This window comes from Curvibacter sp. GW821-FHT09D12 (assembly GCF_059416245.1).
The window spans coordinates 12888-33491 of the sequence record NZ_JBWKOU010000005.1; the positions used below are offsets into that span (position 1 = coordinate 12888).

At 66.7% G+C, this 20604-nt stretch carries 21 protein-coding genes; 19 read left to right on the forward strand and 2 right to left on the reverse strand.

Features of this window, described 5'->3' with window-relative positions; translation table 11 throughout:
* Positions 1-16 precede the first annotated feature (16 nt).
* From aceK to AC07PT_RS09540, 7 genes are all read left to right on the forward strand, one after another.
* Entirely contained in the window at positions 17-1828 is a 1812-nt protein-coding gene (gene aceK, locus AC07PT_RS09510; protein WP_492347427.1) for a bifunctional isocitrate dehydrogenase kinase/phosphatase, read from the forward strand.
* Positions 1829-1875: 47 nt separating this feature from the next.
* Positions 1876-3057 carry an acetyl-CoA C-acyltransferase gene (locus tag AC07PT_RS09515; RefSeq protein ID WP_492347426.1) on the forward strand — a complete coding sequence of 394 codons (1182 nt, stop codon included), beginning with the start codon at positions 1876-1878 and terminating at the stop codon, positions 3055-3057.
* A 19-nt stretch (positions 3058-3076) separates the two neighbouring features.
* Positions 3077-3700: a pyridoxamine 5'-phosphate oxidase family protein gene (locus AC07PT_RS09520; protein WP_494656535.1), complete on the forward strand. Its 624-nt coding sequence runs from the start codon at positions 3077-3079 to the stop codon at positions 3698-3700.
* A gap of 30 nt (positions 3701-3730) precedes the next feature.
* Positions 3731-4399 (forward strand): SDR family oxidoreductase, encoded by a 669-nt coding sequence (locus tag AC07PT_RS09525; protein WP_492347424.1) that lies wholly within the window; start codon positions 3731-3733, stop codon positions 4397-4399.
* A 48-nt stretch (positions 4400-4447) separates the two neighbouring features.
* Positions 4448-5578, forward strand: coding sequence for an acyl-CoA dehydrogenase family protein (locus AC07PT_RS09530; RefSeq protein ID WP_492347423.1), 1131 nt, complete (start codon positions 4448-4450; stop codon positions 5576-5578).
* 79 nt (positions 5579-5657) lie between these two features.
* On the forward strand, positions 5658-6101 hold the full coding sequence (locus tag AC07PT_RS09535; RefSeq protein ID WP_492347422.1) for a YchJ family protein: 444 nt from the start codon (positions 5658-5660) through the stop codon (positions 6099-6101).
* A 31-nt stretch (positions 6102-6132) separates the two neighbouring features.
* Positions 6133-6798, forward strand: coding sequence for an HAD family hydrolase (locus AC07PT_RS09540; protein ID WP_494656714.1), 666 nt, complete (start codon positions 6133-6135; stop codon positions 6796-6798).
* 280 nt (positions 6799-7078) lie between these two features.
* Here AC07PT_RS09540 and AC07PT_RS09545 read toward each other — a convergent pair whose 3' ends face one another.
* Positions 7079-7756 (reverse strand): glutathione S-transferase family protein, encoded by a 678-nt coding sequence (locus AC07PT_RS09545; RefSeq protein ID WP_494656536.1) that lies wholly within the window; start codon positions 7754-7756, stop codon positions 7079-7081.
* A 108-nt stretch (positions 7757-7864) separates the two neighbouring features.
* Positions 7865-8908 carry an AraC family transcriptional regulator gene (locus AC07PT_RS09550; RefSeq protein ID WP_492347420.1) on the reverse strand — a complete coding sequence of 348 codons (1044 nt, stop codon included), beginning with the start codon at positions 8906-8908 and terminating at the stop codon, positions 7865-7867.
* A 124-nt stretch (positions 8909-9032) separates the two neighbouring features.
* On the opposite strand from AC07PT_RS09550, the gene AC07PT_RS09555 reads away from it, so the two are divergent.
* From AC07PT_RS09555 to AC07PT_RS09610, 12 genes are all read left to right on the forward strand, one after another.
* The gene (locus tag AC07PT_RS09555; protein WP_492347419.1) at positions 9033-10757 is read left to right on the forward strand and encodes an AMP-binding protein; all 1725 of its coding nucleotides are present in this window, start codon (positions 9033-9035) and stop codon (positions 10755-10757) included.
* Between the two features lie 7 nt (positions 10758-10764).
* On the forward strand, positions 10765-12369 hold the full coding sequence (locus AC07PT_RS09560; protein WP_494656537.1) for a carboxyl transferase domain-containing protein: 1605 nt from the start codon (positions 10765-10767) through the stop codon (positions 12367-12369).
* Between the two features lie 41 nt (positions 12370-12410).
* Positions 12411-12713, forward strand: coding sequence for a type II toxin-antitoxin system VapB family antitoxin (locus AC07PT_RS09565; protein WP_492347417.1), 303 nt, complete (start codon positions 12411-12413; stop codon positions 12711-12713).
* Positions 12710-13111, forward strand: coding sequence for a type II toxin-antitoxin system VapC family toxin (gene vapC, locus AC07PT_RS09570; RefSeq protein ID WP_494656538.1), 402 nt, complete (start codon positions 12710-12712; stop codon positions 13109-13111). Before AC07PT_RS09565 ends, vapC begins: the two co-directional genes overlap by 4 nt.
* Complete coding sequence (locus AC07PT_RS09575; RefSeq protein ID WP_492347415.1) at positions 13099-13887, forward strand: enoyl-CoA hydratase/isomerase family protein; 789 nt, start codon at positions 13099-13101, stop codon at positions 13885-13887. Before vapC ends, AC07PT_RS09575 begins: the two co-directional genes overlap by 13 nt.
* Positions 13888-13890: 3 nt before the next feature.
* Entirely contained in the window at positions 13891-15087 is a 1197-nt protein-coding gene (locus tag AC07PT_RS09580) for an alpha/beta hydrolase family protein (RefSeq protein ID WP_494656539.1), read from the forward strand.
* 16 nt (positions 15088-15103) lie between these two features.
* Positions 15104-17119, forward strand: coding sequence for an acetyl/propionyl/methylcrotonyl-CoA carboxylase subunit alpha (locus AC07PT_RS09585; RefSeq protein WP_494656540.1), 2016 nt, complete (start codon positions 15104-15106; stop codon positions 17117-17119).
* A gap of 48 nt (positions 17120-17167) precedes the next feature.
* Positions 17168-18106, forward strand: coding sequence for a 2-hydroxyacid dehydrogenase (locus AC07PT_RS09590; RefSeq protein WP_494656541.1), 939 nt, complete (start codon positions 17168-17170; stop codon positions 18104-18106).
* A 29-nt stretch (positions 18107-18135) separates the two neighbouring features.
* On the forward strand, positions 18136-19044 hold the full coding sequence (locus tag AC07PT_RS09595) for a hydroxymethylglutaryl-CoA lyase (RefSeq protein ID WP_492347411.1): 909 nt from the start codon (positions 18136-18138) through the stop codon (positions 19042-19044).
* An 81-nt stretch (positions 19045-19125) separates the two neighbouring features.
* Positions 19126-19632, forward strand: coding sequence for a YbaK/EbsC family protein (locus AC07PT_RS09600; protein ID WP_492347448.1), 507 nt, complete (start codon positions 19126-19128; stop codon positions 19630-19632).
* Positions 19629-19868 (forward strand): DUF1289 domain-containing protein, encoded by a 240-nt coding sequence (locus AC07PT_RS09605; RefSeq protein WP_492347410.1) that lies wholly within the window; start codon positions 19629-19631, stop codon positions 19866-19868. Before AC07PT_RS09600 ends, AC07PT_RS09605 begins: the two co-directional genes overlap by 4 nt.
* 38 nt (positions 19869-19906) lie before the next feature.
* Complete coding sequence (locus tag AC07PT_RS09610; protein WP_492347409.1) at positions 19907-20551, forward strand: 2-hydroxychromene-2-carboxylate isomerase; 645 nt, start codon at positions 19907-19909, stop codon at positions 20549-20551.
* The last annotated feature ends 53 nt before the right edge of the window (positions 20552-20604 follow it).

The following is a 20604-nucleotide window of genomic DNA, read 5'->3' on the forward strand; positions in this document are numbered from 1 at the left end:
CGGCGGGGCGAGAGCCATGTTCCCATCCCGGCTTGACGCCCCCCAGGCCCATGGCATCGCAAAGGCCATGATGGACGGCTTCAACCGCCATTACCGCCTGTTCCGCACCGAATCGGCCCGCGCCAAGCACCGCTTCGAGACCTGCGACTGGCACGGCCAACAACGTGCCCAGCGCGAACGCATCGAGTTCTATGGCCTGCGCGTCAAGGAATGCGTGATGCGGCTTGAGAAAGAGTTCAAGGCCGGCGCGCAGCCCATGGATGTGTGGCAACAGGTCAAGCTGCATTACATCGGGCTGCTGGTGGACCACCACCAGCCTGAACTCGCCGAGACCTTCTTCAACTCGGTCACCACCAAGATCCTGCACCGCACCCATTTCCACAACGACTTCATCTTTGTGCGCCCCGCGGTCAGCACCGAGTACATCGAAAACGACGAACCCGGCGCCCAGCCCAGCTTTCGGGCCTACTACCCCTCGCGCGCCACCCTGCCCGAGGTGCTGACCCAGCTCATCGAGCATTTCCGGCTGCAGCGCGAGTTCGAAGACCTGCCCCGCGATGTGGCCAGTGTGCTGCAGGCCCTGCACCTGCGCCTGGGCGAGGTCAAACTGCGCGCCAACTTCCAGATCCAGGTCCTGTCGAGTCTGTTTTTTCGCAACAAGGGCGCCTATGTCGTGGGCAAACTCATCAACGGATTCAATGAGCTGCCCTTCGCCCTGCCCATCCTGCACAACAGCCGCGGCCAGTTGCGCATCGATGCGGCCCTGTTCGGCGAGGACGACTTGCAGATGCTGTTCAGCTTTGCTCGTGCCTATTTCATGGTCGACATGGAGATCCCTTCGGCCTACGTGCAGTTTCTGCGCTCCCTGATGCCGCGCAAGCCCCGGGCCGAGATCTACAACGCGCTGGGGCTTGCCAAGCAGGGCAAGACGCTGTTCTACCGCGATTTCCTGGCCCATCTGCGTCATTCCACCGACCGCTTCCGCATCGCACCCGGCATCAAGGGCATGGTCATGCTGGTGTTCGATCTGCCCTCGTTTCCCTTCGTCTTCAAGCTCATCAAAGACTACTTCCCGCCCCCCAAAGACACCACCCGCGAGCAGATCAAGGGCAAGTACCTGCTGGTCAAGCAACACGACCGGGTGGGGCGCATGGCCGACACGCTGGAGTACAGCGAGGTAGCCTTTCCACGCGAGCGCTTCAGTGACGAGTTGATCGCCGAAATCCAGAAGTTCGCTCCCAGCCAGCTCGAAATCAGCGACCGCGACGGCGATGGTCGCACCGAGGTCATCATCAAGCACCTCTACATCGAGCGCCGCATGATTCCACTCAACCTGTACCTGCAAGAAGCCTTCGACCAGGGGCTGGAGCATCCGGCCGCGCGGGCCCAGATCGAGCGCAGCGTCATCGAATACGGCAAGGCCATCAAGGACCTGGTGGCGGCCAACATCTTCCCGGGCGACATGCTGTGGAAGAACTTCGGCATCACGCGCAACGGCAAGGTGGTCTTCTACGACTACGACGAAATTGAGTACATCACCGACTGCAACTTTCGCCGCGTGCCTGAGCCCCGCCATGAGGAAGACGAACTCTCGGGCGAGATCTGGTACAGCGTGGGCCCGCGCGACGTGTTTCCCGAGACCTTCGCCCCCTTTCTGCTGGGCCATCCCGCGGTGCGCGAAGTCTTCATGCAGCACCACGCCGACTTGCTTGACGTCAGCTTCTGGCAACAGCACAAAGAGCGCATCCAGGCCGGCCACGTGCACGACATCTTCCCCTACGAGCGCAGCAGGCGCTTTTCACCCTCGCAGGCCAGCCTGGCTTCATGAGGGCGTCTTTTCATCCGAGCAAGCCCATCCAACATCAGGAGATCAACATGTCCGAATCCATCGTCATCGTCGGCGCCGCCCGTACCCCCATGGGCAGCTTCCAGGGCGACTTCAGCAGCCTCGCGGCCCACGATCTGGGCGGCGTCGCCATCCGTGCGGCCATCGAGCGCGCGGGCGTCTCCCCCGATGCGGTGGGTGAGGTGCTGTTCGGCAACTGCCTGATGGCAGGCCAGGGCCAGGCCCCGGCCCGCCAGGCCGCGTTCAAGGGCGGTCTGCCCAAGGGGGCCGGGGCCGTCACCCTGTCCAAGATGTGCGGTTCGGGCATGAAGGCCGCCATGTTCGCGCATGACATGCTGCTGGCCGGCACCCATGACGTGATGGTGGCCGGCGGCATGGAAAGCATGACCAACGCCCCCTACCTGCTGCAAAAGGGCCGGGGCGGCTACCGCATGGGCCACGACCGTATCTTTGACCACATGATGCTCGACGGCCTGGAAGACGCCTACGAACCCGGCCGCTCCATGGGCACTTTCGGCGAAGACTGTGCCGCCAAATACAGCTTCACACGTGAACAGCAGGACCACTTCGCCGTCACCAGCGTGCAGCGCGCCAAGGCCGCCACCGAATCCGGCGCCTTTGCGGCCGAAATCGCCCCCGTCACGGTCAAGTCGCGGGCCGGCGAGACCGTGATCTCGGTGGATGAGGGCCCGGGCAAGGTCAAGCTCGACAAGATCCCCGGCCTGAAGCCCGCGTTCAAGAAGGACGGCACCATCACCGCCGCCTCCAGCTCGTCGATCAACGATGGTGCCGCCGCCCTGGTGATGATGCGCGCGTCCACCGCTCAGAAGCTGGGCTGCCAACCCCTGGCCCGCATCGTCAGCCATGCCACCCACGCCCAGGAGCCCGAATGGTTTGCCACCGCTCCGCTGGGAGCCACTCAAAAGGCCCTGGCCAAGGCCGGCTGGTCGGCCGACCAGGTGGACCTCTGGGAAATCAACGAGGCTTTTGCCGTGGTGCCCATGGCACTGATGACTGAGTTGAAACTGCCGCACGACATCGTCAACGTCCATGGTGGGGCCTGCGCCCTGGGCCACCCCATCGGGGCCAGCGGTGCCCGCATCATCGTCACGCTGCTGCATGCCTTGAAGGCCCGCGGCAAGAAGCGCGGCCTGGCCACCCTGTGCATCGGTGGTGGCGAGGCCACGGCCATGGCGGTCGAACTGCTCTGACCCGCGTCTGAGGCGTTCCATGATCCGTACCCTGGAGCAACTGCGTGCGCTGTACCCAGCGCCGGCCGAGCGCCCGCGCCTCAAGCAGATGGCGCAACTCGACCGGCACGCCCGGCGCTTCATCAGCCTGTCGCCTTTTTGCGTGCTGGCCTCCGCAGGCGCCCCGGGGCAGTGGATGGACGCCTCGCCGCGTGGCGGCGCCCCCGGCTTTGTGCACACGCTGGATGAGCACACCCTGCTGTTGCCGGATTCCTCAGGCAACAACCGCCTCGATACCTTGCAGAACCTGGTGCATGACCCACGCATCGGCCTGCTGTTCATGATCCCGGGGGTGGACGAAACCCTGCGCATCAATGGGCAGGCCCGCCTGCGCGACGAGGCCGAGTACACGCGGCGCTTTGCCCAAGGGCGTCAGCCCCCCAGGCTGGTCATCGAGGTGCAGGTGCAAGAGGCCTACCTTCATTGCGCCAAAGCGCTCATGCGTTCGCGCCTGTGGCGGCCCGAGGCGCAGCAACCGCGCAGCGTGCTGCCCACCTTGGGCGAGATGCTGCATGACCAGATCGGTCTGGCCACCGCGCCCGAATCACAGGCCGAGATGGTGGCCCGCTACCAGGCCCAATTGCAACAGGAAGGCCTGGGCTGAAGCCCGAGGCCTGTTTCACGGAGCATTCCCATGAGCACCACCTTGATCATCGGCGCTTCCCGCGGCCTGGGCCTGGAACTGGCCCGCCAGGCGCTGGCGGCCGGCGAGCGCGTCATTGCCACCGTGCGCAGCGAGGCCGCGCGCAGCCAACTGCAAACGCTGGGCGCCCAGGTGCTCAAGCTGGACGTGGCCGATCCGGCCAGCGTCAGTGGCCTGTCGTGGCAGCTGGATGGCGAAAAGATCGACCTGGCCCTGTATGTGGCCGGTGTCATGGATCGCGGCAATGCGCTCTCACCGCCCACGCGTGAGCACTTCGATGCCGTCATGCATCCCAATGTGCTGGGCGCCATGCAGGTGCTGCCCCAGGTCATGCCCATGGTCGAAGAGGCGGGCGGTGTGTTTGCCGCCATCTCCAGCGCCATGAGCCAGATCGGCAGCGTACCCAACAGCAGCGCCTGGCTGTACCGCGTCAGCAAGGCCGCACTCAACATGGCAGTGGCCGCGGCCCAGCACGATTACCCGCGCGCCACCCTGGTCACCATCGACCCGGGCTGGGTGCGCACCGACATGGGCGGCGAGTCCGCTCCGCTGACGGTTGAGCAAAGCGTGCAGGGCCTGCGCCGCACCCTGGCCGGCCTCACCCAGGCCGACCGGGGGCGCCTGCTGCACCACGACGGCCGCCGCGCCAGCCATTGGTAAACCCTCCGCCAGCCGGAGCACCCCAGAACAACGATCCAGGAGACAAGAATGCTGTTGACCCAAGACCAGGAAATGATCCGCGACGCCGTGCGCGACTTCGCCCGCGAGCAACTCTGGCCCCATGCCGCCCGCTGGGACCGCGAGCACCACTTTCCCAAGGAGGCCCATCAGGGCCTGGCCGCGCTGGGGGCCTATGGCATCTGCGTGCCTGAGGCCTATGGCGGCGCCGAGCTCGACTATGTGAGCCTGGCCCTGGTGCTTGAAGAGGTGGCCGCCGGCGACGGCGGCACCAGCACCGCCATCAGCGTTACCAATTGCCCGGTCAACGCCATCCTGATGCGCTATGGCAACGAGGCCCAGAAGCAGCAGTGGCTGGTGCCCCTGGCCCAGGGGCACATGCTGGGCGCTTTCTGCCTGACCGAACCCCATGTGGGCAGCGATGCCTCGGCCCTGCGCACCACCGCGGTCAAGCAAGGCGACGACTACGTCATCCATGGCGTCAAGCAGTTCATCACCAGTGGTCAGAACGGCCATGTGGCCATCGTGATCGCGGTCACGGACAAAGGGGCCGGCAAGCGTGGCATGAGCGCTTTTCTGGTGCCCACCGACAACCCAGGCTACGTCGTGGCTCGGCTGGAGGACAAGCTGGGCCAGCACAGCAGCGACACGGCCCAGATCAATTTCGACCACTGCCGCATCCCGGCCGAGAACCTGATCGGGGCCGAAGGCGAGGGCTACAAGATCGCCCTGTCGGCCCTGGAAGGCGGGCGCATCGGCATTGCGGCGCAAAGCCTGGGCATGGCGCGAAGCGCCTTCGAAGTGGCGGTGGACTACGCCAAGCAGCGCGAGAGCTTTGGCACGGCCATCTTCAACCACCAGGCGGTGGGCTTTCGCCTGGCCGACTGCGCCACCCAACTGGAGGCGGCCCGGCAGCTGATCTGGCACGCCGCCGCCTTGCGCGACGCCGGCCGCCCCTGTCTCAAGGAGGCCGCCATGGCCAAGCTGTTTGCCAGCGAAATGGCGGAGAAGGTCTGCAGCGCGGCCATCCAGACCCTGGGGGGCTACGGCTACGTGAAAGACTTTCCACTGGAACGCATTTACCGCGACGTGCGCGTGTGCCAGATCTACGAAGGCACCAGCGACGTGCAGAAGATCATCATTCAGCGCGCCCTGGCCTGATACCCCTGGGGCGGCCGCCCCGGCCGCCGTCTCGTAGAATCCGGGCCTTTGCCCTGGCCGGCAACGGCCTGTCAATGTGATGGCCCCCTCTGATCCCTGCCCCTGCGGTCGCCTGGACCCTCGCAGCCGCCCTCTGGCCTGGGCGGATTGCTGTGGCCGCTATGTCGACCACTTTGATCACGCACCCGCGCCCGATGCCGAAAGCCTGATGCGCTCACGCTACAGCGCCTTTGTGCTGCAGCGGCGCGAGTACCTGCTGGCCACCTGGCACCCTGACACCCGCCCCACCGAGTTGGACTTCGAGCCCGCACCGCGCTGGCTGGGCCTGGCGCTGCGTGGCCACTGGCCCGATGGCGATCGGGCCCAGGTCGAGTTCGTGGCCCGCTACCGTGAGCAGGGCCGGGCGGTGCGCCTGCATGAACGCAGTCGCTTTGTGCGCGAAACCCGGCCTGTGGCCGATGGCCCGGGCTTGCCCCGCTGGTATTACGTGGATGGCGAGTTCCCAGCCGACCGCCCCTCTTGAAGCCAGTCTTGAATTTTGGAGTTCAACCATGATGCGATTTGATGCGGTGCTGTTCGACTGCGATGGTGTGCTGGTGGACAGCGAGCCCATCACCAATGGCCTGCTGCGCGACATGCTCGAAGAGTCGGGCTGGGTGATGAGTGCCGAAGAGTGCTTCCGTGTCTTTGTGGGCAAGGCCGTGCGTGACGAGCGGGCCAACATCGAGGCCCGCACCGGCAAACCCCTGACCGACGCCTGGATGGCCGAGTTCTATGCCCGGCGCAATGCGGCCCTGAACGAGCGGCTCACCGCCGTCGAGCATGTGCATGGTGCGGTCGAGCGGGTGCATGCCTACCATCAGGGGCGCATCGCCTGCGCCTCGGGGGCAGACCGGTTCAAGGTCAATCTGCAACTCGACAAGGTGGGCCTGAGCCCTTATTTCGAGGGCCGCATTTTCAGCGGCCACGAAATGCCGCGCAGCAAGCCCGCCCCGGATGTCTACCTGGCCGCGGCTGACCATCTGCAGGCCGACCCGCGCCGTTGCGCCGTGGTTGAGGACACGGTCACCGGGGTCACGGCAGGCGTGGCCGCCGGGGCCACCGTGTTCGCCTACCTGCCCGCCCAGACCCTGCACGACAGCCGCGACGCCTTGTTGGCCGCGGGGGCGGTGCAGGTGTTCCGCAGCATGGCCGAGCTGCCAGCTTTGCTGGGCTGCTGAGCCGGCCTGGGGCCTGTTAACACTGATTTCGCCGGTGCGAAGCCTGCTGGCCAAGCGCCAATCAAGGCGCGTGTCGCCGCCCAGACCGGGCGTCTGGGCAAGACTCGCAACGCCGAGTGGCGCTTGGCCAGCCGGCTTCCCTTCGGGTTGGAGCCCAAAAGGCCGATCGCGGCGTTGCCAATCCTCGCTGGGTCACCGACCCAGCTGCGGTTGGCGCCTGGCGCTAGGCCTTTTGGATCTCCAACGCATCCGGCGAAATCAGTGTTAACAGGCCCTAGCTTCAGACAGGTGGCCCGGTCTCAGGGGCCGGGGTGGTTGGCACGCCCTGATCCAGGGCGGCCTGGTGTTGCGCCGCCAGGGCGCGGATGAAGGCCGGCCGATCCTGCAGGCGCTGCCAGTAGGCCTGGATGGCCGGGCTCATGCGTTCCAACAGGCCCAGGTGGCTGGCCACCATCAAGGCGTAACCCACCGACACATCGGCGGCCGTGAATCGGCCCCCACACAGCCAGGGGGCACCCGTGGCCAGCGCCGCGTCCACCGCCTTGAGCCGGGCCAGAAACCAGCGGCTGTAATCCTCCACGACCTGGGGCTGGCGCCGCTCGGGCGGCTCGAATCGGCCATAGCGCAGGACCAGGGTCTGCGGAAAGGTCAGGGTGGCCTCGCCTTGGTGCAACCAGTTCAGCCAAGGGGCGTAGTCAGGCTCGTCGGGCGTCACCGCCAGTGGGGTGCCCGGCACACGGCTGGTCAGGTACTGGCAGATGGCTGCCGACTCGGTCATGCGCACGGCGCCGTCCTCCAGCAAGGGCACGGTGCCCAGCGGGTTGTCCGCCAGGAACTCGCGCTGCCACACCCGGGGTGGAAAGGGCAGCATGCGCAAACGGTAGGGCAGGGCCAGTTCCTCCAGCATCCACAGGGGGCGGAATGAACGGGCACTGACGCAGTGATGCAGCGTGATCATGGGGGTGTGTCTCCTGGGGTGATGCGTTCGCTGCCCACAGCGTAGCGGCACCCGCCAGCCGTGGTGTGCCACGGCCGGTGCAAATCCGGCCACGGTGACGTTGGGACTTCAGCCGGCGCCGGCCTGGCGCCGGAACTCCGCCGGCGATTGCCCCGTCCAGTCGCGAAAGGCCCGCATGAAGCTTTTCTCGTTGCGAAAGCCCGCCGCCTCGGCCACTTGCTTGATGGGGCGGCTGGTGCGCAGCAGCAACTCGGTGGCGCGCTCGCGGCGCACCTCGTCTTTCAGGGCCTGCAAGGTGGCGCCTTCGTCCTTGAGCTGCCGGTGCAGGGTGCGCGGCGAGATGTGCAGCCAGTGCGCCAGCGCCTCGGCGCTTTGAGTGTCCTGCGGCTGGCGGGCCAGCAACTGGCGCACCCGCTGCACCAGCAGCCGGTCGCGCCGGTATTGCAGCACGGTCAAGGGCAGGGCGCGCTGCAGCATTTGTTTGAGCGCGGCTTCGTCGCGCCGCAGCGGCATCTCCAGGTAGCGGGCGTCGAAATGGATGCCGGCCTGGGCGGCACCAAAGGCCACCGGCCCCGGAAACAAGAGGGGATAGACCTCGGCATGGGCTGGCGCGGCCAGGGGGAACGCCGCTTGCTGCAGCGGCAGACGCGAGTCGATCAGCCAGCAGGCCAGGCCGTGGACATTGCGCAGCACCGACACCAGACAGAATTCGCGCAGTTCGCCCAGGTCGCGGTGCTCGGTGATGGTGAGGCTGCTGTGCCGGCCTTGCACGCTCAGGTTCAGTGTGATGTCGTCGGCAATCAGGCCGTGGTGCCGGCACCAGCGCTTCAGTGCCACGCCCAGCGACGGCGCGCTGATCGAGGCCCGGGCCAGCATGCCGTAGCTGCCCCAAGGCAGGCGCCGTCCGAACCAGCCCAGGGCCTCATCGTCCAGCTCCTGCATGGCGGCACCCGACAACAGCTCGAACTGCAAGGCGGTGACCCTTTTTTGAGCATCCAGGGTCTCATCTGGCGTGATTTGTGCCGCCTTCAAGGCCCGATCGGGCGTCAGGCCGCGACGTTCATAGGCTTGGAGAATGGCCTGCACAAAGGCCATGGGGGTGGCCGCCTGTTGTGGCGCAGGCAAGGGGGGGCGGCGGGGCTCGGGCGACATGCGGTAAGTGTGCCGGTCAGTGGCGTGATTTGCAACCTTCTTGGCCTCGGCATTTTCGAGTCGCCGACGTATCCTGCGGAGCGGCGTCCCCTGAGGGCGCCACCCCGTCAGAGGAGACAAACACATGGTCCCAGCCGATACCGCCGCACCGGTGGCCCTGAGCTACGCCCAGGGTCGCACCGACACCGCCCTCATCGAAGACACCCTGGGTGATTTCTTCGATGCCATGGTCGAGCGCCACCCCGATCGCGAAGCCCTGGTCAGCCTGCACCAGGGTCGCCGTTACACCTACCGCCAGTTGCAGGCTGAGGTGAACCAACTGGCCAGCGCCTTGCTGGGGCTGAACCTCACCGTCGGCGACCGCGTCGGTATCTGGTCGCACAACAACGCCGAATGGGTGTTGATGCAACTGGCCACGGCCAAAGTGGGCCTGGTGCTGGTCAACATCAACCCGGCCTACCGCACCTCCGAGGTCGAATACGCGCTCAACAAAGTGGGCTGCAAGGCCCTGGTCAGCATGGCCCGCTTCAAGACCAGCGACTACCTGGGCATGCTGCGTGAGCTGGCGCCCGAACTGGCCACCAGTGTCCCCGGCCAGCTGCAGGCCAAGCGCCTGCCTGAGTTGCGCAACGTGCTCTGGATCGATGTCGAAGGCGAGGGGGCTGACGAGCCCGGCATGCTGCGTTTCTCCAGCCTGCTGGCCCGCGGTGACCGGTTTGATCCGCGACTGCCCTCGTTTGCGGCCACGCTCAAGGCCACCCAGCCCATCAACATCCAGTTCACCAGCGGGACCACCGGATTTCCCAAGGGGGCCACGCTGACCCATCGCAACATCCTCAACAACGGCTTCTTCATCGGCGAGGCCATGAAGCTCACGCCCGACGACCGCCTGTGCATCCCCGTGCCGCTGTACCACTGCTTCGGCATGGTGCTGGGCAACCTGGCCTGCCTCACCCACGGCGCCACCATCGTCTACCCCAACGATGGTTTCGATCCCCTGACCGTGTTGCAGGCGGTGCAGGATGAGCGATGCACCGGCCTGCACGGCGTGCCCACCATGTTCATTGCCGAGCTGGACCACCCCCGCTTCAAAGAGTTCGATCTGCACACCCTGCGCACCGGCATCATGGCCGGCTCGCCTTGCCCGATCGAGGTGATGAAGCGCGTGGTGGCCGACATGCACCTGGGCCAGATCACCATCGCCTACGGCATGACCGAGACCAGTCCCGTCAGCTGCCAGAGCAGCACCGACACGCCGCTGGAAAAGCGCGTCAGCACCGTGGGCCTGGTGCAGCCGCACCTGGAGGTCAGAATCGTCAACCCCGAAACCGGTGCGACCCAGCCCCGCGGCAGCTCGGGCGAGCTCTGCACGCGTGGCTACTCGGTCATGCATGGCTACTGGGATGACGAGGAAAAGACCCGCGAGGCCATCGATGCCGACGGCTGGATGCACACCGGCGACCTCGCCACCATGGACGCCGAGGGCTACGTCAACATCGTTGGCCGCATCAAGGACATGGTGATCCGGGGCGGCGAGAACATCTACCCGCGCGAGATCGAAGAGTTTCTCTACCGCCACCCCAAGGTGCAGGATGTGCAGGTGGTGGGCGTGCCCGACCACCAATATGGCGAGCAACTGTGTGCGTGGGTGGTGGTCAAGCCCGGCCAGACTTTGTCCGAGGACGAACTGCGAGCCTTTTGCAAAGGCCAGATCGCCCACTACAAAGTGCCGCACTACATCCGATTTGTATCCGGCTTCCCCATGACCGTCACCGGCAAGATCCAGAAGTTCAAGATCCGCGACGAGATGAAGACCCAACTGGGTCTTGAAGAAACCAAGACCGCCTGAGGCCCCCATGATTCTTGAAAGCAAACTCAACCCCCGTTCGGCCGAGTTCCAGGCCAATGCCAGCGCCATGCGCACTGTGGTCGATGACCTGGCCGTGCAGGTCGCCAGGGCGGCGGCTGGTGGCGGCGAGGCCGCCCGCGCCAAGCACACGGCCCGCGGCAAGCTGCTGCCGCGCGAGCGGGTGCAGATGCTGCTGGACCCCGGCACGCCCTTTCTGGAGCTGAGCCCGCTGGCGGCCCACGCCATGTATGGCGATGCGGCACCCTGCGCCGGTGTCATCACCGGCATCGGCCGCGTCAATGGCGTGGACTGCCTGATCGTGTGCAACGATGCCACTGTCAAGGGCGGCACCTACTACCCCATGACGGTGAAAAAGCACCTGCGGGCCCAGGAGATCGCAGCGCAGAACCACCTCACCTGCATCTACCTGGTCGATTCGGGGGGCGCCAACCTGCCCAATCAGGACGAGGTGTTCCCCGACCGTGACCACTTTGGCCGCATCTTCTTCAACCAGGCCAACATGAGCGCCCAGGGCATCTCGCAGATCGCGGTGGTGATGGGCAGCTGCACGGCCGGCGGTGCCTATGTGCCCGCCATGAGCGACGAGACCATCATCGTCAAGAACCAGGGCACCATCTTTCTGGGCGGCCCGCCCCTGGTGAAGGCGGCGACCGGCGAAGTGGTCACGGCCGAAGACCTGGGCGGGGGCGATGTGCACACCCGCCTTTCGGGCGTGGCTGATCACCTGGCGCAGAACGACCTGCACGGCCTGGCGCTGGCCCGCCAGGCCGTCAAAAACCTGAACGCCCGCAAGGCCGACCCGCTGCCCACCGACGCGGCCAAGCCGCCACGCTTCGAGGCCAGCGAGCTGTATGGCGTGATCCCCACCGACACTCGCAAGCCCTTTGATGTGCGCGAAATCATCGCCCGCGTCGTGGACGACAGCGAGTTCGACGAGTTCAAGGCCCGCTTCGGCACCACCCTGGTCACCGGCTTTGCCCGCATCGAAGGCATGCCCGTGGGCATCATTGCCAACAACGGCATCCTGTTCTCCGAGTCGGCGCTCAAGGGCGCCCACTTCATCGAGCTGTGCTGTCAGCGCAAGATCCCGCTGGTGTTCCTGCAGAACATCACCGGTTTCATGGTGGGCCGCAAGTACGAGAACGAAGGCATCGCCCGCAACGGTGCCAAGATGGTCACGGCCGTGGCCACCGCCAGCGTACCCAAGTTCACCATCATCATTGGCGGCAGCTTTGGCGCCGGCAACTACGGCATGTGCGGCCGGGCCTACAGCCCGCGCTTTCTGTGGATGTGGCCCAACGCCCGCATCAGCGTCATGGGCGGCGAACAGGCGGCCAGCGTGCTGGCCACCGTCAAGCGCGACGGCATCGAGGCCAAGGGCGGCCAATGGAGCGCCGACGAAGAAGAAGCTTTCAAGGCCCCGATCCGCCAGCAGTACGAAGACCAGGGCCACCCCTACTACGCCACCGCCCGCCTGTGGGACGACGGCGTGATCGACCCCGCCGACACCCGCCGCGTGCTGGCCCTGGGCCTGTCGACCGCCCGCAATGCGCCGATCGAAGACACTCGATTTGGCGTCTTCCGCATGTGATGTGTATATTTTCCTGAATTCATACACATTCGAGGCCGCCTGTGCGAACCAACATCGACATCAACGACGAACTGCTGGCGCGGGCCATGGCGGCCGGGGCGTTCAAGACCAAAAAAGAGGCTGTGGAGGCCGGCTTGCGCCTGCTGGCGCGCAAAGAAATCTACGACGGCCTGCTGGCCCTGCAAGGTCAGTTGCACTGGGATGATTCCGATGAGGGCTGGGCTGAGGCATCAGCCCAGACGGCAAGCCAGCATGGCGCGGCCATGGCCGTCGCAGAAACGCCCGCTCCGGCCTACAAGACGACGCCTGCCGTGGCTCGTCCAGTCAAAAGGCGGCGCCCGTGATTCTGGTGGATTCCAGTGTCTGGATCGATTTCTTTGCAGGCCGCAGCAACCGGGCTGTCGAGGCCTTGAGGGCATTGCTGCAGGGCAATCGTGGTGACATTGCTGTGGCCGACTTGGTGATGTTCGAGGTGTTGCGCGGTTTTCGTTCGGGGGGCGCGCTGGAGTTGGCCGAGCACTACCTGGGCAGTCTGCCGCAGGTCCAGTTGGGCGGCTCGTCGGCCGCCCTGCTGGCGGCCCGCGAGTACCGCAAGTTGCGTGCACGGGGCATCACCATCCGCAGCCCCATCGACATTCTGCTGGCCAGCTTCTGCATCCACCATGGCCACCAGCTACTGCACCGCGATGCAGATTTTGACGTGTTCGAAACTTTGAGAGGACTCCCCACATGGCCGCGCTGAGCACCATCACCGTCGACATCGGCCCCGTGGCCCGTGTCACCCTGAACCGCCCCGACGTACGCAACGCCTTCAACGAGACCGTGATCGCCGAGCTCACCCAGGCCTTCCGCGATCTGGGACTGCTCCCCGAGGTCCGGGCCATCGTGCTGGCCGGCCAGGGCCCGGCCTTCTGCGCCGGGGCCGACCTGAACTGGATGCGCAGCATGGCCGACTACAGCCGCGAGCAGAACCTGGCTGATGCTGGGCAACTGGCCGAGATGCTGCGCGTGATCTACGCCTGCCCCAAGCCCACCGTGGCTCGGGTGCAGGGCGATGTCTATGCCGGCGGCACCGGTCTGGTCGCGGCCTGTGATGTGGCCATCAGTGTCGACACGGCGCATTACTGCCTCAGCGAGGTCAAACTGGGCCTGATCCCCGCCACCATCAGCCCCTACGTGATCCGGGCCATGGGCGCCCGCGCGGCCCACCGCTACTTTCTGACGGCCGAGCGTTTCAGCGCTGCCGAAGCCCTGCGCATCGGCTTCATTCATGAGGTGGCGGCGGCGGATGCTCTGGACGCCCGGGTGGACGCCGTCACGGCGGCCCTGCTGGCGGCCGGCCCCGAGGCCGTGCGCCTGAGCAAGCGCCTGGTGCACGACGTGGCCGGGCACGACATCGACGCGACGCTGATCGCCGCCACCGTCGAGCGCATTGCCGATGTGCGCGTCAGCCCCGAAGGGCGCGAGGGCATCCAGTCCTTTCTGCAAAAGCGCAAGCCGAACTGGCTTCTGGGTTGAGCCATGGGGTGCCTGACGACACGTTTGCGTCTTCTGGGCCAAGCCGGCCTGTTGATGCTCGCCCTGGGCCCGTTGGGCCAGGCCGGGGCGCAGACCCCCGCCGCCGCAGCGCCGGCCGAGCCTGTACTCGCGGCCGATCTCCGTGAAGAGATACAGCACATTCCCGTCACGGTGAGTGACCTGTACGGTCGTCAGGAAACGCGTCAGATTCCCATCACGGTGTTCCGGCCCGTGGGCGCGGGCCCGCACCCACTGGTGATCCTCAACCACGGCCGGGCCACCCGCGACAAGCGCGCCCAGCAGGGGCGCCAGCGCTACGAGCACCTGGCGCGCTACCTGGTCACCAAAGGCTTTGCCGTGATGCTGCCCACCCGCCTGGGCTATTGGGAAACCTACGGCGACTTCGACCCCGAAGACAGTGGCAACTGCAATGGCATGCGCATCGAACCCATGGCCAAGGCCGCCTCGGATCAGGTGCTGGCGACCCTGGCCTATGCCCAGAGCCAACCCGACATCGACACCTCGCGCTGGCTGGTCATGGGCCAGTCTGTGGGGGGGCTGACCGCTGTGGCCACGGTGGCGCGCCACCCCGCCGGGTTGGTAGGCGGCATCAATTTTTCGGGGGGCACCGGTGGCGACCCCGAGCGCCGTCCCGGCAATCCCTGCGGCCCGGCGGTGGTTGCCAAGGCCTGGGAGGCCCAGGCCCGACAGGCCCAGGTGCCCATGCTGTGGCTTTATTGGGCCAATGACCTTTACTGGGGCGAGGACCATCCCCGCCGCTGGCAACAGGCCTGGACGGCCGGTGGCGGCCAGGTGGCGTTCCACACCCTGCCGGCATCGGGCAAGGACGGCCACAACGGCATGAATGCAGACATGGACCACTGGGTGCCCCTGGTGGAGGCCTACCTGGCCAAGCTGGGCTTCACCCGATCGGGGGTGCCCACGGTGCCTGTTGCACAGGGCCAACACCGCGTCGACGCTGTGAACGAGGTGCCCATCAGCGACAGCGCTCGCGAGGGCTTCTACCGCAAATTCCTCGCCGCCCCGGCGCCCCGCGCCTTCGCCATCGGCCCCACGGGCAACGTGGGCTGGGCCACGGGCGACTGGGCCGTGGGCCGCGCGCTGGGCTTTTGTCAGGCCCGCAAAGGCCAAACCTGCAAGTTGTACGCCGTGGACGACCAGGTCGTCTGGGCACCGTGATTTTGGAGACCACCGTATGTTCAAGAAAATTCTGATTGCAAACCGGGGGGAGATCGCGTGCCGCGTCGCCGCCACCGCCCGCCGCATGGGCATCAAGACCGTGGCGGTCTACTCTGACGCCGACGCCCAGGCCAAGCATGTGGCCGCCTGTGATGAGGCCGTGCATGTGGGCGGCAGCGCGCCCAAGGACAGTTACCTGCGCTGGGAGCGCATCCTGGAGGCCGCCAAGGCCACGGGCGCCGAGGCCATCCATCCAGGCTATGGCTTTCTCAGTGAGAACGAAGACTTTGCCCAGGCCTGCGCGGCCGCCGGTCTGGTCTTCATCGGCCCGCCGGCCTCGGCCATCAAGGCCATGGGCCTCAAGGCCGAGTCCAAGCAGCTGATGGAAAAGGCCGGCGTGCCCCTGGTGCCCGGCTACCATGGCGCCGACCAGAACCCCGCGTTGCTGCAGCGCGAGACCGACCGCATCGGCTACCCGGTGCTGATCAAGGCCAGCGCTGGCGGTGGCGGCAAGGGCATGCGGGCCGTCGAACGGGCTGAAGACTTCGCCGCCGCGCTGGCCTCGTGCCAACGCGAGGCCATCAACAGCTTTGGTGACGACGCGGTGCTGATCGAGAAATACGTGCAGCGCCCGCGCCACATCGAGATCCAGGTGTTTGGCGACACCCATGGCCAGTGCGTGTACCTGTTCGAGCGTGATTGCTCGGTGCAGCGCCGCCATCAAAAGGTGCTCGAAGAGGCCCCGGCCCCCGGCATGAGCGAGATCATGCGCCAGCAAATGGGGGCGGCCGCCGTGGCGGCCGCCAAGGCGGTGCAGTACGTGGGCGCCGGCACGGTCGAGTTCATCGTTGAGCAGCGGCCTGACGGTCGCATGGACTTCTTCTTCATGGAGATGAACACCCGCCTGCAGGTGGAGCACCCGGTCACCGAGGCCATCACGGGCCTGGATCTGGTCGAGTGGCAGTTGCGCGTGGCCAGCGGCGAGCCGCTGCCTTTGCAGCAGTCCGAGCTGCGCATCCAGGGCCATGCGATCGAAGCCCGTATCTGTGCCGAGAACCCCGACAACCAGTTTCTGCCGGCCACCGGGCGCCTCGACATCTACCGCAAGCCAGCCAGCACCAGCTTTGAGCGCGGCACGGTGCGCATCGACGATGGCGTGCGCCAGGGCGACGCCATCAGCCCGTTCTACGACTCCATGGTGGCCAAGCTGATCGTGCACGGCGCCACCCGCGAAGAGGCGCTGGCGCGTCTTGACACCGCACTGGCCCAGACCCACATCGTCGGCCTGGCCACCAATGTGCAGTTCTTGCGCCATGTGGTGCGCAGCCCGTCGTTCGCGGGGGCCCAGCTCGACACGGCCCTGATCCAGCGTGAGCAGGCGGTCCTGTTCAAGCAGGAGCCCTTGGGGCTGACCCTGGTGGCCGCCGCCGTGGTGGCCCAGACCCTGGCTTCGGAGCAGGCCTTGGCGGGTGCCGATCCCTTCAGCCGTCGCGACGGCTGGCGCTCGCATGGCGAGACCGTGCGCCGCTTCGCCTTCGAGTTCCATGGTGAACCCTGTGAGGCCCGCCTCACCTACGGGCACGATGGACAACTGCAAGTGTCGATGGGCGACAGCACCACCCCGCTGAGCTGGCGCCACGCCGACCCCGGTTTGCTGCTCGAGTTCGGTGGCCGGCGCACCGTCGTGCAAGTCGATGTCCAGGGTGAGGTGGCCCATGTCTTTGCGGCCGAGGGGGCCTCCCAGATCACTGTGATCGATCTGCTGGCCCATGCCGGCGACAGCCATGGCGAGGGCGGTCGACTGACGGCGCCCATGCCGGGCAAGGTGGTGTCCTTTGCCGTCAAGCCCGGCGATGTGGTCCGCAAGGGCCAGCCCCTGGCGGTGATGGAGGCCATGAAGATGGAGCACACCATCGCGGCGCCTTCCGATGGCACGGTGCAGGAGCTGCTCTATGCCCCAGGCGATCAGGTCAGCGATGGTGCCGAACTGCTGCGCCTGGAGGTGGCCACCGCAGTCAAGGTGGCCGCCTGACCGGCGTGTGACTGCGGGCCGACCTGTGGGATGGCAGACTGCTGCACCATGAACATCACCCTCTGCCTCACCGATACCAAGCCCGAGCCCTGGCAGGCCGGCTTGTCCGCCGCCTTTCCCGATGCCCGGGTCTCTGTCTGGCAAGCTGGCGCCGCGCCGGCCGACTACGCCGTGGTCTGGGCACCGCCCCAGGCCTTTCTGGATCAACAGCCCGGCCTGCGTGCCCTCTTCAACATCGGCGCGGGCGTCGATGCCTTGATGAAAAGCCGTCTACCCGCCGGGGTGCCGGTGGTGCGCCTGGATGATGCCGGCATGTCGGTGCAGATGGCTGAGTTTGTGGCCCACGCCGTGATCCGGCATTTTCGTGAACTCGATGGCTACGAAGCCGATGTGGCCCAGGGCAAGTGGTCGTACCGCAAGCCGCGACTGCGCACCGATTTCACCGTCGGCGTGATGGGCCTGGGTGTGCTGGGCCAGCGTGTGGCCCAGGCCTTGCGTCTGTTCGATTTCCCGGTGCGGGGCTACAGCCGCAGCGCCAAACAGGTCGACGGCATCGAATGCTTCTCGGGACCGGTGGGGGGCGAGGGCTTCCAGGCCTTCTTGCGTGGCACCCGGGTGCTGGTCTGTCTGCTCCCCCTCACCCCCGAGACCGAGAACATCATCGACCGCAACACGCTGGCGGCCCTGGCCCCGGCGGCCTATGTGATCAACGTGGCGCGTGGCGCGCACCTGGTCGAAGCCGATCTGCTGGAGGCCCTGGCCAGTGGCCACGTGGCCGGCGCCACCCTGGACGTGTTCCGCACCGAGCCGCTGCCCGCCGGTCACCCTTTCTGGCAGCACCCACAGATCACTGTGACACCCCACACCTCGGCCCGCACCCTGCGCGAGGAAAGCATTGCGCAGATCGCCGGCAAGATCCGGGCCTTGCAGGCCGGGGAACCGCTGAGTGCGATCGCGGGCGTGGTCAGCCCTGAGCGCGGCTACTGAGGCCGGCGCATTTTTTTTGGAGACACCCCATGACATTGCCCACCCGCGTCAAACTGGTCGAGGTCGGCCCCCGTGACGGCCTGCAGAACGAAAAACAGCCCGTGCCGGCCGAGATCAAGATCGGCCTGGTGCACCGCCTGCAGGAGGCCGGCCTCACCCACATCGAGGTCACCAGCTTCGTCAGCCCCAAGTGGGTGCCCCAGATGGGTGACAACGCCGAGGTGATGGCAGGGCTGCAGCGCCGTGCCGGGGTGCAGTACTCGGTGCTCACGCCCAACCTCAAGGGCTACGAGGCGGCGGTGCTCTCGCGGCCTGACGAGATCGTGGTGTTCGGCGCAGCCAGCGAGGCCTTCAGCCAGCGCAACATCAATTGCTCGATCGCCGAGAGCATCGAGCGTTTCGCTCCCGTGGTGGCCGCGGCGCTGGCCGCCGGCATCCGCGTGCGGGGGGCCATCTCCTGCACCGTGGGCTGCCCTTACGAGGGGGACATCGCCCCCGAGCGCGTGACCCAGGTGGCCCGGCTCATGAAAGACATCGGCGTGCAGCATGTGGGTGTGGCCGACACCATTGGCGTGGGCACGCCCCTCAAGGTGCAGCGCGCCATGGAGGCGGCCCTCAAGGTGTATGCGCTCGACGACGTGTCGGGCCACTTTCACGACACCTATGGCCAGGCCCTGGCCAACACCCTGGCCACCTTGCAGATGGGGGTCTGGCAGTACGACACCTCGGTGGCCGGCCTGGGCGGCTGCCCGTATGCCAAGGGTGCCACCGGCAACGTGGCCACCGAAGACGTGGTGTACATGCTGCATGGCATGGGCATCGCCACCGGCATCGACCTGGACGCCTTGATCGACGCCGGCGACTTCATCAGTCGCCACCTGGGCCGGCCCACCGGTTCGCGGGCTGGCAAGGCCATCCTCAACAAGCGTGTGGCCTGACCGGTTTTTCCTCCTGGACCACCCGGTCATCCCGACGGCGGCACAATGCTGGCCGTGATGAACCCTGAGGAAGCCAGAACCATGTGTGGTGCCGAACTGAAACCCCTGCCTGACGGCGTGCAGCGCGTGGCCGCTGCGCTGCAGGCCAAGGGCCATCCCCACGCCCCGCAGATGCTGGGTGAATCCTGCCGCACCGCCCAAGAGGCGGCCGACACCCTGGGTGTGGCGGTGGGCCAGATTGCCAAGAGCATCATCTTCAAGCGCAAGAGCGACAACCTCGCGGTGTTGGTGATTGCCTCGGGCGATCGCCGGGTGGATGAAAAGAAGGTCGATGCCCTGGTGGGCAAGACCGGCCGCGCTGACGCCGATTTCGTGCGGGCCAGCACGGGCTTTGCCATCGGTGGCGTCTCCCCTGTGGGCCACCTCAACCCGCCGGTGACGCTGATCGACCGCGAACTGTTTCGCTTCGAAGAAGTCTGGGCCGCGGCCGGGCACCCCAACGGCGTGTTCCGCCTGCGCCCGCAAGACCTGGAAGCCCTCACGGGAGGCGCCCCGGTGGCCGATGTGGTGCAGGCCCCGACGCCATGAGTCAGCCGCTTGAACTGCTGGCCGCCAAGGCCGAGGCCGCCTTGGCGGCCGAAGACAACGTGCCCTCGCCCTGTGTCTCGGTGTGTCGCATGACGGCCGACCGCAGCCTTTGTCAAGGCTGCTACCGCACGCTGGACGAGCTGCGGGCCTGGAGCGGAGCCTCCGACGGCTACAAACGCAGCGTCTGGCGCCAGGTGATGCTGCGCAGCGGCCTGGTGCGCGAGCCCCAGGCCTGAACATGGCCCCGAACCCAGGCCCAGCGCCTCAGGCCCGCATGAAACACATCGATTTCTACTTCGACTTCGTGTCCCCCTATGCCTGGCTGGCGCTGGAGCAACTGCCCCAGGCCCTGCAGGGCCTGAGTTACCACGTGAGCTACAAGCCCGTGCTGCTGGGCGCGCTGGTCAAGCAGTACGGCCACGGCGGGCCGGCGGCGATCGCCCCCAAACGTGACTGGACCTACCGCCACGTGGCCTGGCTGGGGCACAGCCTGGGCGTGGGACTGCAGATGCCGGCGCAGCACCCGTTCTCGCCCGTGCCTTTGCTGGGCCTGGCCCTGGCCACCAGCGTGGACGGCTGCATCAGCCGCCATGTGGCGCGCGAGGTGATGCGCCATGTCTGGCACGGCGGCCACGATGCGCTCGACCCGGAGCGCCTGCTGGCCTTGCAGCAGCGCCTCACGCTGCGCCACGAGCCGGGCGCCGATGCCGTACGGGCCCGGCTGCGCCAGAACACGCAAGAGGCGCTGACCGCCGGGGCCTTTGGTGTGCCGGCCTGGCGGGTCGAGGGTCGAGTGTTCTGGGGCCTGGACGCCTTGCCCCTCCTGCGGGCTTGCCTGGCGGGTGACCCTTGGCTGGAAACCCACTGGGACTCCGTGCCTCAGGTGATGAACGGTCTGGGGCAGGGGCGCGAAAGCTGAACCTGGGTCAAGTCCTGATGTGATCGCGCACGCGACAATCCTCTGACAACACC

Bases quoted from the DNA above. Each gene is read 5' to 3' on its own strand.
- aceK (WP_492347427.1), top strand. From the start codon at position 17: ATGTTCCCATCCCGGCTTGACGCCCCCCAGGCCCATGGCATCGCAAAG.
- AC07PT_RS09515 (WP_492347426.1), top strand. From the start codon at position 1,876: ATGTCCGAATCCATCGTCATCGTCGGCGCCGCCCGTACCCCCATGGGC.
- AC07PT_RS09520 (WP_494656535.1), top strand. From the start codon at position 3,077: ATGATCCGTACCCTGGAGCAACTGCGTGCGCTGTACCCAGCGCCGGCC.
- AC07PT_RS09525 (WP_492347424.1), top strand. From the start codon at position 3,731: ATGAGCACCACCTTGATCATCGGCGCTTCCCGCGGCCTGGGCCTGGAA.
- AC07PT_RS09530 (WP_492347423.1), top strand. From the start codon at position 4,448: ATGCTGTTGACCCAAGACCAGGAAATGATCCGCGACGCCGTGCGCGAC.
- AC07PT_RS09535 (WP_492347422.1), top strand. From the start codon at position 5,658: ATGGCCCCCTCTGATCCCTGCCCCTGCGGTCGCCTGGACCCTCGCAGC.
- AC07PT_RS09540 (WP_494656714.1), top strand. From the start codon at position 6,133: ATGCGATTTGATGCGGTGCTGTTCGACTGCGATGGTGTGCTGGTGGAC.
- AC07PT_RS09545 (WP_494656536.1), bottom strand. From the start codon at position 7,756: ATGATCACGCTGCATCACTGCGTCAGTGCCCGTTCATTCCGCCCCCTG.
- AC07PT_RS09550 (WP_492347420.1), bottom strand. From the start codon at position 8,908: ATGTCGCCCGAGCCCCGCCGCCCCCCCTTGCCTGCGCCACAACAGGCG.
- AC07PT_RS09555 (WP_492347419.1), top strand. From the start codon at position 9,033: ATGGTCCCAGCCGATACCGCCGCACCGGTGGCCCTGAGCTACGCCCAG.
- AC07PT_RS09560 (WP_494656537.1), top strand. From the start codon at position 10,765: ATGATTCTTGAAAGCAAACTCAACCCCCGTTCGGCCGAGTTCCAGGCC.
- AC07PT_RS09575 (WP_492347415.1), top strand. From the start codon at position 13,099: ATGGCCGCGCTGAGCACCATCACCGTCGACATCGGCCCCGTGGCCCGT.
- AC07PT_RS09580 (WP_494656539.1), top strand. From the start codon at position 13,891: ATGGGGTGCCTGACGACACGTTTGCGTCTTCTGGGCCAAGCCGGCCTG.
- AC07PT_RS09585 (WP_494656540.1), top strand. From the start codon at position 15,104: ATGTTCAAGAAAATTCTGATTGCAAACCGGGGGGAGATCGCGTGCCGC.
- AC07PT_RS09590 (WP_494656541.1), top strand. From the start codon at position 17,168: ATGAACATCACCCTCTGCCTCACCGATACCAAGCCCGAGCCCTGGCAG.
- AC07PT_RS09595 (WP_492347411.1), top strand. From the start codon at position 18,136: ATGACATTGCCCACCCGCGTCAAACTGGTCGAGGTCGGCCCCCGTGAC.
- AC07PT_RS09600 (WP_492347448.1), top strand. From the start codon at position 19,126: ATGTGTGGTGCCGAACTGAAACCCCTGCCTGACGGCGTGCAGCGCGTG.
- AC07PT_RS09605 (WP_492347410.1), top strand. From the start codon at position 19,629: ATGAGTCAGCCGCTTGAACTGCTGGCCGCCAAGGCCGAGGCCGCCTTG.
- AC07PT_RS09610 (WP_492347409.1), top strand. From the start codon at position 19,907: ATGAAACACATCGATTTCTACTTCGACTTCGTGTCCCCCTATGCCTGG.